The organism is Desulfobulbus rhabdoformis (assembly GCF_016919065.1).
GTDB lineage: Bacteria > Desulfobacterota > Desulfobulbia > Desulfobulbales > Desulfobulbaceae > Desulfobulbus > Desulfobulbus rhabdoformis.
Map to the genome: position 1 here is coordinate 1 of NZ_JAFFQA010000020.1, position 12,243 is coordinate 12,243.

Below are 12,243 nucleotides of genomic sequence, written 5' to 3' on the forward strand. Positions count from 1 at the left end.
TTTGGCATAAAGACCCTCGAAAAATAAGTGCAATACCTGTGGGCACACGCCAAAATCGGCACCGCTCGCGAGCGCCCACCAGGCAAGGCTTTGCGGCTAGGCGTGTTCCACAACCCGTAAACCCAGGCTTTGCCAAGGCTTTACAAGCAAACGCTCAAAGTTATCCGCTAAAGAAGAGAGTTTCTCTTTTAAGGTACTCCCATGGTAAGCGTCAGTACCAGCCAATACGATTCATCAAGTGCGAAGAGTGTCATATCCCAGCCCATGCCTGCGTCACATCGAGCCAAAGACGGACATCGTTTGATCCTCTTTCTCACAGAGGCCCCGAAGGCTAATCAACCGTTGGTTGAAGACCTGATGAAGGAAGAGTTTTCCATACGACTGGCCAAAAAGGAAAACGATTGCCTGGCTGAACTCCCTCAACCTGAGGCGGAGCTGGTCATCCTCGATTTTGATCACTTCTCGCTGGAAGAACTCTCGACCCTGCCTAAAATTCGCACGGTTTATACAGGTTTACTCATGCTCCTTATTGGTGAGATTGATGAAATGCTTCAGGTTCTGCTCTACGAACAGGGAGTAGATGATCTTTTGATCAAACCAATGAACCATCTTCTTCTTGCAGCGCGTATTCGTGCACTCTTTCGCCGTAATCAGCAGCGTGCAATCCCAGCCAATTTGCTCTTTAACGGTCTGGAGATAAACCAGGGGTTACGTCGGGCCAGTTACCTGGGCCAGGAAATTCCTTTTACCTCCCGGGAATTCGACCTGCTCTGGTACCTAGCTAAAAATGCCTGTACAACGCTTGACAGGGATCAGCTTTATCGGGCGGTGTTCGGCATTGAGTACAATGGCTATGACCGTTCCATTGATATGTATATTGCCCGTATACGATCGAAAATAGCCGATTACCCCAATCTCAGCTCAATGATAAAAACGGTTCGGGGCACCGGCTATCTTTTCGCCGCAGAGCAATAAGCTCTGTGCAGCCAAAGACCACTCAATATTTCGTTTTCTCGCCTGTTTGCTTGATGCTAGGGTCCCTCTAGAAGAGGCTGAAACGTACATTCCAACCACTGTTCACAATGGTCCCAATCACAGGAGCCTTAATCTCGGCCACGACAAAATCATAATCGTGTGGCTGCAGGCTGTTGTACTGATCAATACTTTTCAGATGTAAACTGCTGGTTCGTAAAAAAGGCAGGCAGATTCGAGCAAAACCGGTCTTTACTCTATCCGGGCAGACGAGAAAATCAATCGAGCGTTCTCGATCAATCAGATACACCGTACGTGTGGTTGCATCTATACGGCAGCGAAGTTCATAGAGCCTCTCCATCCCCATTCGGCTCATCATCCCACACCAGGCAATATCATCGTAGCGCCAGCTCAAGATAACTTTGCCACGCTTTTCCACCGCACTCACCGGACAGTTCATTGTCCGTATTTCCAAAAGCCGGTGTCGTAATTGTTCCTCCGAAGTGAGCACATCTTTACCGCGCAGACACCAGATACGCTTGAGCATGCTGTTACCGAGCACAATCAGCAGGAGAAGAATACAGGCAAGCCAACCGCAGGCTACCTGCTCAAAATACGGTGAGGGCAACTGCTCCTGCACGAGCAACAGGGGCAACAACAGGGCAACACAGAGCGCGGGAAGCGCAAGTACGCCAACAACGGTGAGCAAAAATCGTTTTACCATAGCGCTGGTTCCTTCCCTTGCCCCTTATACGGTTGTCACAGAAGATGGGTTGAGTTCAAGAATGCCTGCGGAAGAATCCATTACAGCCTCCAGCCCAACGGGCAAAGCAATATTTCGCTGGCGATGCCCCAAGGGAAATCCTGCCCAGACCGGGAAATTGGGCCCCGCCAGCTCCATCACCCGTTGCCATACGGCCTCTTGCAGGCGCAGGTTGTTCAGAGAATCTTCTCCCTGATCGAACTCACCAAGTATAAGGCCACCGAGTTGCTTCAGCTTGCCACTTAAGGCCAGTTGGGTCAACAGACGATCGAGACGGTAGAGCGGCTCATTGGTATCTTCAATAAAAAGAATATGTTCTGTCCAATCAAGCTCATAAGGTGTTGCCAGCAGGTGCACCAATGTCGTTAAGTTGCCACCAACCAGACGCCCTTGCCCTATTCCGCCACGTAAAATTTCGAGCCCTTGTACTTTAACCCGCGTTTCAAAAGATCCGGTCAAAAAGGCGAACAGTGAATGAATACTTGCCTCATCAGATTGCATCAGAGAGGTGGCCACAGCTCCGTGCAGAGAAACCAGATTCGCCTTTTTCAAGAGCCCCTGCAATAAGACAGTGACATCGCTAAATCCAACCAACCATTTCGGTGAGCGCCCAAAGAGTTCCCAGTCAAGCTGCGACAGGATTCGCATGCAACCAAAACCTCCCCGAATTGCCAGGATAGCCTTAACCTCTTCATCGTTCCAGAGCGTATGCAGGCTGGAGGCACGCAGGGTATCGTCAGCAGCCAGATAGCCATCATGAGGAAGCGTTGGCCCACAAATTTTTGTGGCAAAACCCAAATCATGGATTTTCTGCATACCCGCCTGCAGTCGTTCCGGATCCCGAACCGGACCTGCTGGACAAAACAAGCCAATGGTCTGGCCACGCCGGAGCCAGGGAGGGCAAAGAGGTTGTTCAGTCATGGTGTGCCTGCTTAACAGTCAACAGCATCATTTCTGACTATCCTTGGGGGATTCACCATTTTTGCCCCTGCAGTTAAGCCGATAAATGAGCTGCAGCCCTGTTAACGTCAGCTGTTGATCAATTCGATCAATAGTGGTGGTATAAGGGCTGATAAGACTTGCCATTCCACCAGTGGCAATGGTTTTGGCTCGCTCCTGATTGGGTGTCAGTTGCTTACTGAGTACCTCCACCATCCGGTCCACGAGCCCCCCGAAACCATAGAGTGTACCGGAATGTATGGCCTTGACCGTGGAAGTGCCAATCGGTTGTTCCGGGGTCACATCGATATCGAGCCTGGGTAATTTAGCAGTGCGGAAGGCAAGCGCATCCAGAGAGATACCAATGCCTGGGTGGATGGTTCCACCAATGTAGGCAGGTTCGCCGTTGACACAGTCAAAGGTGATAGCCGTACCAAAATCAATGACGATCAGGGGCTCCTGGAATATATCCCAGGCAGCGACGGCATTGACAATACGATCGGCCCCGACCTCGACCGGGTTTTCCGTACCGACCCGCATCCCCAGTTTGAGTTCGTTTGTCACGGCCAGGGGGGGCTGGCGTATTTTTTTGAGATAGCTCCGCGCAAAATGCAACCAGCTGGTTTCCATTGTCGGCACGACAGAGGCAACAACAAAGCCTGTGATTCTTCGGGGATCAATTCCTGCCATTTGAAACAAACCATGATACCGTATGGCCAGTTCATCGGCGGTTCGATCCTGACGCGACTGAAGCCGCCAACTCCCGACCAACTCGCCTTTCTCAAAAATACCGCTTACTGTATGAGAGTTACCGACGTCGACTGCAAAGAGCATAGAATCACCTGTTTTGGATTAGTCCCCGTCACGGTCATGCCATGCCCCTAACGGATGAGAGAATACGCTGTGGTTTGTTTTTTTGAAAAGCACTGGTAAGATAGTCCACTTTATAAAAATATTCCAGCCTGACAAGAGGTATGCGCTATGCTCCCCTTTATTCAAGTGGTCACAACCCTGCCCGATCAAAAATCAGCCGAAGTTTTGGCCTCCACCTTGCTCGAACAACGACTTGTCGCCTGTGTTCAACTCAGCCCCTGTGCGTCCAGATTTCACTGGCAGGGAAAGATTGAAGAGGAACATGAAGTTGTTTGTACCATGAAAAGTCACCACAGCCTTTTTGCAGAGTTGGAAGAGGCAATTACAACGACTCACCCCTACGATGTTCCTGAAATTCTGGCAACACCAATTGTTGCCGCTTCAGCGGCCTATGGAGACTGGCTCAAACGGGAGCTTAAAGAGGTTTAGGAGAAAACTGATGGAGAACAAACGGCCCAAGCCACGGCGGAGGCGCCGCAAGGAATTTCGCTGCCACTGCTGCAAACAGGAAAAACCCTTTTGCTGGAACTGCACCTGCGGTTTTCAGATCTGCCCGGAGTGTTTTGAAGAAAATAAATGGGGCATGAGTAATGGTCCTACCTGGATCTGCCCGGATTGCGAACGGGTGCATATGATGGAGTGAGGCTTAAGGACACTCCGGCTTCCGTCGTAATTTGCCTCACTGAAAATGACTCATTTACCTTTGTTCCATAACCTGCTAGTAAACCTTACATCCTTATTTTCTTTTTCCCCCTCACATACCTATGACCGAACACCAGTACGACGAATCCAAGATCAAAACTCTGAGTTCACTGGAACATATCCGCAAACGGCCAGGCATGTATATTGGCCGCCTGGGCAACGGTTCCCATCCAGATGATGGCATTTACATTTTGTTGAAAGAAGTCCTGGATAACGCGGTGGATGAGTTCATCATGGGCCACGGTAAAAAGGTCGAGGTCTCTGTCAGTGAAGACGGCTGTTGCCGGGTACGTGACTACGGTCGCGGCATCCCTTTAGGCAAGGTTGTGGAGTGCGTCTCCATCATCAACACAGGGGCTAAATACAACACCGAGGTCTTTCAATTTTCTGTTGGCCTCAACGGTGTGGGCACCAAGGCGGTCAATGCCCTCTCCTCCTTTTTCACGGTCACCGCCTTTCGTGATGGCAAATATAAGACTGCAAAATTTGTCAAAGGGGAACTGGCTGAGGAGGAAGAAGGCGACACCGAAGAAAAAAATGGGACCCAGGTTGTTTTTCAGCCAGACGCAAACAGCTTTCCTGGTTTTAAATTTGATCCAGACTATGTGGATCAGCGACTCTGGCGCTACGCCTATCTCAATGCCGGTTTAACCCTGAACCTTGACGGGACGGTCTTTTTATCAAAAAACGGACTGTTGGACCTGCTGGACCGTGAAGTCAGCAACAACTCCATGTATCCCCCGATTCATTTTAAGGATACAGCACTGGAGTTTGCCTTCAGCCACACAGATGACTACGGAGAATCCTACTTCTCTTTTGTCAATGGCACCTACACCTCTGAGGGCGGCACCCATCTCTCCGCCTTTCGCGAAGGTATCCTCAAAGGGGTGAATGAGTTCACCGGCAAAAAATTCACTGGTCAGGATGTCCGTGACGGGATCGTTGGCATTCTCGCCGTCAAAGTACAGGAACCCGTGTTTGAATCCCAGACCAAAAATAAACTGGGCAACACCGATGTTCGCGGTCCCATTGTCAATGCGGTCAAAGATGCGGTGGCTACCCACCTTTACAAGTATCCTGAGGCAGCTGAGATCCTGGTGGACAAGGTGCAGCGCAACGAACGGGTTCGGCGTGAGTTGCAGTCCGTTCGGCGTGATGCCAAGGCCAAGGCCAAAAGGATCGCCTTTAAGATTCCCCAACTCAAGGACTGTAAATATCACCCTTCGCGTGGGCAGGCATCCAAACCTGGCCGGGAAAACATGCTCTTTATCACTGAGGGACAGTCGGCTGCCGGTTCCATTGTCAGTGCCCGCGATCCCATGACCCAGGCCGTCTTCAGCCTCAAGGGCAAGCCGATGAATGTCTTGGGTCAACGGCTGGATGTGCTCTACAAAAACGAAGAGATGTACTCGCTGATGCAGGCGCTGAATATCGAAGAGTCCATTGCCGATCTGCGTTTTGATAAGGTGATCATAGCAACCGATGCCGATGTGGATGGTCTGCATATCAGAAACCTGTTGCTGACCTTTTTTCTGCACTATTTTGAGTCGCTTTTAAAAAAAGAACATATCTACATTCTCGAAACGCCCATCTTTCGAGTGCGCAACAAGCAACAGACGATTTACTGCTACTCGGATGAGGATATGGACAAAGCCTTTAAAACCCTCAAGGCCAAAAGTAAGTCAGATCGAGCTGTTGAAACCACCCGTTTTAAAGGGTTGGGCGAAATTTCTCCCGCCGAATTCAAGCAGTTTATCGGGGAGGATATGCGCATTAAACAAGTACGCCTCGATTCTTTAAGTGAGGTCAGCCGCGTCCTCAAATTTTACATGGGTAAAAACACTCCGGAGCGAAAACAATATATTATGGATCATCTTATTGTGAGTCCCGAATGAGCGAAACAACCGAACGCGGCAAACTGCACCAGCTCTTTGACGCCAACTTCCTTGATTATACCTCCTACGTTGTCCGCGAGCGCGCCATTCCGGATGTGGATGATGGGCTCAAGCCTGTACAGCGGCGCATACTTCAAACGCTGCACAACATGGATGATGGCCGTTTCCACAAGGTAGCCAACGTGGTTGGCGAGACCATGAAACTCCATCCCCACGGTGATCAATCCATATTTGATGCACTGGTGAACCTTGCCAACAAGGGGTATTTGATCGATCGCCAGGGGAACTTTGGTAACATCTTTACCGGTGATTCAGCCTCTGCGCCCAGGTATATCGAATGCCGCCTATCGCCGCTTGCCCGCACCACCCTCTTTAATAAGGACCTGACAGAGTTTGTTGACTCCTATGACGGACGTATGCAGGAACCGGTGCGTTTACCCGCCAAGATACCGCTGCTGCTCTTAAGTGGGGCAGAAGGTATTGCAGTGGGGATGGCGACCAAAATCATGCCCCATAATCTCATTGAGTTGTTGCAGGCGCAGGTCGACTATCTGCAGGAAAAAGAGATAACCCTTTACCCTGATTTTCCCAGGGGCGGCATCATCGATGTCTCTGATTATGACCATGGCAACGGTCGTCTTCGTTGTCGGGTGAAGATGGAGCAGCCCGACAACAAGACTATCGTCATCACCGAGCTCCCGTACAACATCACCACCCAGGGCCTGATTGATTCGGTGGAAAAGGCGGCTAAGGCGGGTAAACTCAAAATATCGTCGATCAACGATTACACGGCTGAAAAAGTAGAGGTCGAAATCAAACTCGCCCGCGGTATCATGGCTGAGGAGACCATTGACGCCCTCTATGCCTTTACCGATTGCGAGCTTTCAGTCTCACCGAACCTGGTCACCATCGCCGATAACATGCCCCGGCAGATGGAGGTTGAAGAGGTTCTTCAACGCAACACCGACCGCTTGCTCGCCAATCTGGAAAAAGAGCTGCGCATTGAGCTCGGACGCCTGGAGGACAAATGGCATGCCCGCAAACTGGAACAGATATTTATTGAAGAGCGGCTCTATAAACAGATTGAGGAAAAAACAGATTACAAAGAAGTCCAACAAACGGTTATTACCGCCCTTGAGCCCTTCGCCGGTGAATTCAAGCGCGAGGTCACGCTTGAAGATGTTGAGCGGTTACTGGAAATTAAAATTCGCCGCATCTCCCGCTACGATATAAACCGCCAGCAGAAAGAGTTGCGCGATATTGAGAAAAATATTCGCAAAATTAAAAAGCACCTCAAGGATATGGTGGCCTATACGGTGAACTATCTTGAGGGACTCCTTGAAAAATACCGCGATGACTTTCCTCGAAAGTCTCAGCTCAAGGCCTTTGACGAGGTGGATGCGCGGGCAGCGGCCGCAGCAAACCTGACCCTTGGGTATCACCAGGAAACAGGCTTTATCGGCCATAAGGTGAAAGCTGAAAACAATAAGAAGGATATGGAGCTCAACTGCTCTGAATATGACCGTATCCTCCTGATTTTCAAGGACGGGCTCTACAAGGTAGTGCCGGTGACGGACAAACTTTTTGTGGGCAAGGAGCTCTACTGGATGGGCGTGGTGGACAACAAACTCACCTTTAACCTGATCTACCGACACGGGTTGGAAAACTTAGCCTATATAAAGCGTTTTACCACCCCCAAGTTCATTTTGAATCGGGAATACCGCCTCTTTGATGAGCATAAACGTTCAGCTATTTTGCTTTTAGTCGTCGGTGATAAGGAAGTCCGTGCTCGTGTGAGCCTGGCACCTTCATCGCGGGCAAAATACAACGCCATCGAATTGGAATTTGACGACTGTCTGATTAAAGGTGTGGGGGCCAAAGGAAAGCGCGTGGCCAATCGAAGTGTACGCCGGGTAACGGATATTACCGGCACACCAAGAAAAGAACCAATCAGCCCGATGGGGCTGCCGGGGTTTGCAGGTGGGAACGGGGAGAAAAAGGAAGAGTAAAGCAGATAGTAGGGTGGGTAAAACAGACGTACCCCCCTACTCTCTCTAAATATGACTATCTTTTATAGGCATACAGAGCCCAGCCCACCTGCCTACGCATTTACAAAAAAAAATCTTAATCTACATCAATCAACTTCAACTGCTGGGTAAATGGATGACATAGAGAATCCTGCAGACCCTTCATAGATTGGGACTTCAGCAAAATCTGGTCCTTCATACACTGGTCCTTCGGCAGGGGCTGGTGTCCGATAGTTATCCGGGTCAAAATCCCCCAAGGTCCTCAAACCACCATAGATCTCAAGTGGCCCGAGAAACCGCACACCAATTTCTGAATACGGGGCCATTAACTTGACATCGGCAAATATTCCATCGGCCATGTCATATCCCATACCCACTGCACCCTGAATATCGGTGGTCCCGTAAAAAGCCAGCAATTCACCGGAGACATTCCAGCCGCCAAGGGGCTCGACATAGACGCCTAATTCAGCACCATAGGCACGGTCACCATCATCAGTGGCAGAATCGTCCTCTACTTCTGCGAGCTGACAGACAGCTCCAAGACGAAGGTTGGCGATATCAAAACCACCGCCATCAAGACCAAAGGGAACCTGCAAGACTGCACCTACCCGTGCCTCACCACTGGAGGATGCCTGGACAGCCGCAGCCGGTATAAGGCTTGCCACACAAGCCGTAACGGCACAAAGAGCAAAAATATTTTTGTTGTTCATAAATCGTCCACCTTCAGAAAAATTGTATTTTTGACTGGTTGCTGATTGCGTAGTCGCACGCCTGCCCCCGTTATGGGGATGCCACAGAAGAAATCCGTTTTTTTTTCATCTGGAAAATTCAAGCTATTGAGTATGAATCTTAACAGACGCTTAACATAGCAGTGTCGGGAGTGCTTAGCAACTGGAATGAATACAAAAAAATCCGATATACACCATGTGCATATCGGATTTTTTAATACAAAAACCTCGTGAGATAGAGACTGCTGTATGCATCTATCTCATTTTTTACCTTAATCCGTGAGCAGGTTTTACATTCCGCTTAAAGCAGACAGGGTCCACTGCAACAGTGAGCCCGGAAAAAATCCCAGGCCAAGAACACCAAGAGCGCAGAGGTAGAGGGCGGCCTTCATTCCCGGTACCAGAACAACAGGAGTACTCTCCTGTGGATCATCCATGTACATATAACGGACAACGCGAAGATAAAAGTACGCGGAGATGGCAGAAAAAATAACTGCAGCCACAACAGTCAAGCTATAACCAGCCATAAAGGCAGATTTTAACAGATAAAATTTTCCGATAAACCCACCCGTCGGCGGGATGCCAGTCAGACTGAAAAGAAAGATTAACATCAGGGCAGCGGCAAGCGGACTGCGTGTAGCAAGGCCCTTACAGTCTTCAAGCGACTCACAGCGCCGCCCAGGTTGTGCCAGGGCCATAAGAATAGCAAAGGCACCAAGATTCATAAACAGGTAGACAACCAGGTAGGTCATGGTTGCAGCCATCCCCTCAGCTGTACCGGCAAGAAGCCCAAGCAGAGCATAGCCTGCGTGAGCTACCGAAGAATAGGCCAACATGCGCTTCAAGCTTGTTTGACTCAAAGCGGTGATATTACCTATACCCATGGTCAAAATGGCCATAAAGGCAAGAACAGGTGCCCAGTGCGGTTGGAGATCGGCAAAGCCTAAAAAAACGACCCGCCCAAAGATGGCAAAACCGGCCGCCTTCGGACCAACCGACATAAAGGCGGTCACCAGGGTTGGGGCTCCTTCATACACATCAGGTGTCCACAGATGAAAGGGTGCAGCGGCAACTTTAAAAGAAAAGCCCGCAATAATGAGCCCTAGTGCAGCCAAGAAAACCGGGCTGGCCACCAGATCGCCAGAGGAGAGCAGCTCCGAGATAGCTGCAATGTTGGTGGTGCCTGAGAGGCCGTAAAAGAGAGAGAGACCAAAGAGGAGCAGGGCTGAGGCAAAGCCACCCATGAGGAAATATTTGATAGCGGCCTCACTGGTACGACCGTCTTTTTTATGTAGTCCTACCAGGGCATAGATGGGGAGAGCCATCAGTTCCAACCCCAGGTAGAGCACCATAAGATCACCAGCTGAGGCCATGAGCAGCATGCCAACCAACGAAAGAACCAGAAGCGAGTAGTACTCCCCCTGCCTGAGGTTGATGATGCGGAGAAAATGCTCACTCATCAGGGTGGTAATTATCACTGCCCCAAGACAGATTATTTTAAAGATAGTTGCGTAGCCGTCAATAACGAACATGCCACCAAAACCTTCCCCAGGCTGTGCTCCAAGGACCATGCCCAGAGCTGCCAGGGCTCCGACCACGGTCATCCAGGGCAGCAGTTGCCTCTGCCTGGGTAAAAAAAGGTCAAACCCGATCAGCATGACCGCGACACCAACCAAAAACAACTCCGGAAGTATGGGTGCCATTGCGGTCCATTGTATAGCCGCTGTTGTCATTCTATTGCTCCTTATTCACAGTGTGCAGAATTCAATTGATGTGTATCGCTTACGGGATAAGCGATCCAGCGGTGGAGAGGACTGGGCCAGCCAGAGTGGCTCCTCCCTGAACCTGCTCAATCAGATGAGACACCGAGGTGTGCATAAAGCTTAAAAGCGCATTGGGATAGAGACCAATCCAGAAAATCAATATAACCATGGGAACCAACGTACAGATCTCACGTAGGTTAAGCTGCGTCAACCCCTGCATGGACTCTTTCACCTCATTGAAAAAAATACGCTGATAGAGCCAAAGCATATACCAGGCACCAAGTATCAAGCCGGAGGCGGAAATAACCGTTACCCAGGGTTCCCGTTCAAAACCACCAAGGAGAATGAGAAATTCACCTATGAATCCATTGGTCCCGGGCAGCCCAACTGCGGCCAAAGTAAAAAGGAGAAAAAATCCAGCAAAGACCGGCATGGTGGAAGCCAGTCCACTGTAATCAGCAATTTGTCGGGTATGGGTCCGCTCGTAGATCATGCCGATTGCCAGGAAGAGCGCACCGGTGACCACACCATGATTAATCATCTGAAGGATAGCGCCTTCAAGACCACGCTGATTGAGAGCAAAGAGGCCCAGGGTAACAAAGCCCATATGACTGACAGAGGAGTAGGCAATGAGTCGTTTGAGATCTTTCTGCGCAAGGCAAATGATAGCCCCATACACGATGGCGATGACTGAGATAACCAGCATGGGCATCATCATTTTTTGGGTGGCCTGGGGCAAAATGGGCAAAGAGAAACGCAGAAAACCATAGGCCCCCATCTTGATCAGTACACCGGCAAGGATGACTGAACCTGCAGCCGGGGCCTCAGTATGGGCATCCGGAAGCCAGGTATGCACAGGCCACATGGGCACTTTAACGGCAAATGCAGCAAAAAAGGCCCAGAAAAGTATCAGCTGCAGTTTCAGTGAATACTGTTGTCCGGCAAGCTGGATCAAATCGAAGGTATGGCCCCCGTTTTGGTAGAGGAGGATAATACCGACCAGCATGAGAAGGCTGCCCACCAGGGTATAGAGAAAGAATTTGATCGTTGCGTAGATCCGGTTGGGGCCACCCCAGATACCGATGATAAGAAACATCGGTATGAGCATGGCTTCCCAGAAGATATAGAACAAAAAGAGATCCGTGGCACAGAAGACCCCCATCATGGCGCCTTCCAGGAGGAGCATGGCAATAAAGAATTCCTGGACCTTGGTTATTATCGATTCCCAGGAGACCAGAATCGATAAAACGATAATAACCCCGGTTAACAGCAAAAAGAGGACAGATATACCGTCGATTCCTAAGGTATAGTTAATATGTAACGAAGCGATCCAGGGATGATTTTCGACGAACTGCATGCTGGCGGTACTCTTGTCAAACATAAGCGCCACAGGAAGAGTGAGGCAAAGTTCTATCAAGCTAATCAACAGCGCCATCGTCCGAATGGTTGCAGTTTGTTGCCGTGGAATAACCAGTAACGACAGACCGCCAAGGATCGGAAAAAAGATCAGAGTGCTGAGTAAAGGTATGGACATCGTTTACACTTCCACATTGTTGAGTTGTTTGGTTCGGGTTCTCATGG

Annotated in this window: 11 protein-coding genes; 5 read left to right on the forward strand and 6 right to left on the reverse strand. The window is 49.9% G+C overall.

Annotated elements, in window-relative coordinates; translation table 11 throughout:
• Nucleotides 1-201 precede the first annotated feature (201 nt).
• Nucleotides 202-975: a winged helix-turn-helix domain-containing protein gene (locus JWJ90_RS11635; protein ID WP_205227398.1), complete on the forward strand. Its 774-nt coding sequence runs from the start codon at nt 202-204 to the stop codon at nt 973-975.
• Between the two features lie 67 nt (nt 976-1,042).
• Here JWJ90_RS11635 and JWJ90_RS11640 read toward each other — a convergent pair whose 3' ends face one another.
• Genes JWJ90_RS11640 through JWJ90_RS11650 form a run of 3 tightly spaced genes read right to left on the reverse strand, consistent with a single transcriptional unit; the run spans nt 1,043 to nt 3,508 of the window.
• Complete coding sequence (locus JWJ90_RS11640; RefSeq protein ID WP_205227399.1) at nt 1,043-1,696, reverse strand: hypothetical protein; 654 nt, start codon at nt 1,694-1,696, stop codon at nt 1,043-1,045.
• A 24-nt stretch (nt 1,697-1,720) separates the two neighbouring features.
• The gene (locus JWJ90_RS11645; protein ID WP_205227400.1) at nt 1,721-2,656 is read right to left on the reverse strand and encodes a S66 peptidase family protein; all 936 of its coding nucleotides are present in this window, start codon (nt 2,654-2,656) and stop codon (nt 1,721-1,723) included.
• 27 nt (nt 2,657-2,683) lie between these two features.
• The gene (locus tag JWJ90_RS11650; RefSeq protein ID WP_205227401.1) at nt 2,684-3,508 is read right to left on the reverse strand and encodes a type III pantothenate kinase; all 825 of its coding nucleotides are present in this window, start codon (nt 3,506-3,508) and stop codon (nt 2,684-2,686) included.
• A 147-nt stretch (nt 3,509-3,655) separates the two neighbouring features.
• Here JWJ90_RS11650 and cutA point away from each other — a divergent pair, with 147 nt between their 5' ends.
• The 4 genes from cutA (at nt 3,656) to JWJ90_RS11670 (ending at nt 8,153) form a co-directional block, all read left to right on the forward strand.
• On the forward strand, nt 3,656-3,976 hold the full coding sequence (gene cutA, locus JWJ90_RS11655; protein ID WP_205227402.1) for a divalent-cation tolerance protein CutA: 321 nt from the start codon (nt 3,656-3,658) through the stop codon (nt 3,974-3,976).
• A 10-nt stretch (nt 3,977-3,986) separates the two neighbouring features.
• Nucleotides 3,987-4,190 (forward strand): hypothetical protein, encoded by a 204-nt coding sequence (locus JWJ90_RS11660; protein WP_205227403.1) that lies wholly within the window; start codon nt 3,987-3,989, stop codon nt 4,188-4,190.
• Nucleotides 4,191-4,311: 121 nt separating this feature from the next.
• On the forward strand, nt 4,312-6,144 hold the full coding sequence (locus tag JWJ90_RS11665; protein WP_205227404.1) for a DNA topoisomerase IV subunit B: 1,833 nt from the start codon (nt 4,312-4,314) through the stop codon (nt 6,142-6,144).
• Complete coding sequence (locus tag JWJ90_RS11670; RefSeq protein WP_205227405.1) at nt 6,141-8,153, forward strand: DNA topoisomerase IV subunit A; 2,013 nt, start codon at nt 6,141-6,143, stop codon at nt 8,151-8,153. Before JWJ90_RS11665 ends, JWJ90_RS11670 begins: the two co-directional genes overlap by 4 nt.
• Before the next feature lie 125 nt (nt 8,154-8,278).
• On the opposite strand, the gene JWJ90_RS11675 is transcribed toward JWJ90_RS11670, so the two are convergent.
• The 3 genes from JWJ90_RS11675 to JWJ90_RS11685 all read right to left on the reverse strand — a co-directional run bounded on the left by JWJ90_RS11675 (nt 8,279) and on the right by JWJ90_RS11685 (nt 12,196).
• Complete coding sequence (locus tag JWJ90_RS11675) at nt 8,279-8,881, reverse strand: hypothetical protein (protein WP_205227406.1); 603 nt, start codon at nt 8,879-8,881, stop codon at nt 8,279-8,281.
• Nucleotides 8,882-9,189: 308 nt separating this feature from the next.
• Nucleotides 9,190-10,632 (reverse strand): NADH-quinone oxidoreductase subunit N, encoded by a 1,443-nt coding sequence (locus JWJ90_RS11680; RefSeq protein ID WP_205227407.1) that lies wholly within the window; start codon nt 10,630-10,632, stop codon nt 9,190-9,192.
• Nucleotides 10,633-10,681: 49 nt separating this feature from the next.
• Nucleotides 10,682-12,196: an NADH-quinone oxidoreductase subunit M gene (locus JWJ90_RS11685; RefSeq protein WP_205227408.1), complete on the reverse strand. Its 1,515-nt coding sequence runs from the start codon at nt 12,194-12,196 to the stop codon at nt 10,682-10,684.
• Nucleotides 12,197-12,243: the final 47 nt, after the last annotated feature.

Bases quoted from the DNA above. Each gene is read 5' to 3' on its own strand.
- JWJ90_RS11650 (WP_205227401.1), bottom strand. From the start codon at position 3,508: ATGCTCTTTGCAGTCGACGTCGGTAACTCTCATACAGTAAGCGGTATT.
- JWJ90_RS11635 (WP_205227398.1), top strand. From the start codon at position 202: ATGGTAAGCGTCAGTACCAGCCAATACGATTCATCAAGTGCGAAGAGT.
- JWJ90_RS11670 (WP_205227405.1), top strand. From the start codon at position 6,141: ATGAGCGAAACAACCGAACGCGGCAAACTGCACCAGCTCTTTGACGCC.
- JWJ90_RS11640 (WP_205227399.1), bottom strand. From the start codon at position 1,696: ATGGTAAAACGATTTTTGCTCACCGTTGTTGGCGTACTTGCGCTTCCC.
- JWJ90_RS11645 (WP_205227400.1), bottom strand. From the start codon at position 2,656: ATGACTGAACAACCTCTTTGCCCTCCCTGGCTCCGGCGTGGCCAGACC.
- JWJ90_RS11660 (WP_205227403.1), top strand. From the start codon at position 3,987: ATGGAGAACAAACGGCCCAAGCCACGGCGGAGGCGCCGCAAGGAATTT.
- JWJ90_RS11665 (WP_205227404.1), top strand. From the start codon at position 4,312: ATGACCGAACACCAGTACGACGAATCCAAGATCAAAACTCTGAGTTCA.
- JWJ90_RS11680 (WP_205227407.1), bottom strand. From the start codon at position 10,632: ATGACAACAGCGGCTATACAATGGACCGCAATGGCACCCATACTTCCG.
- cutA (WP_205227402.1), top strand. From the start codon at position 3,656: ATGCTCCCCTTTATTCAAGTGGTCACAACCCTGCCCGATCAAAAATCA.
- JWJ90_RS11685 (WP_205227408.1), bottom strand. From the start codon at position 12,196: ATGTCCATACCTTTACTCAGCACTCTGATCTTTTTTCCGATCCTTGGC.
- JWJ90_RS11675 (WP_205227406.1), bottom strand. From the start codon at position 8,881: ATGAACAACAAAAATATTTTTGCTCTTTGTGCCGTTACGGCTTGTGTG.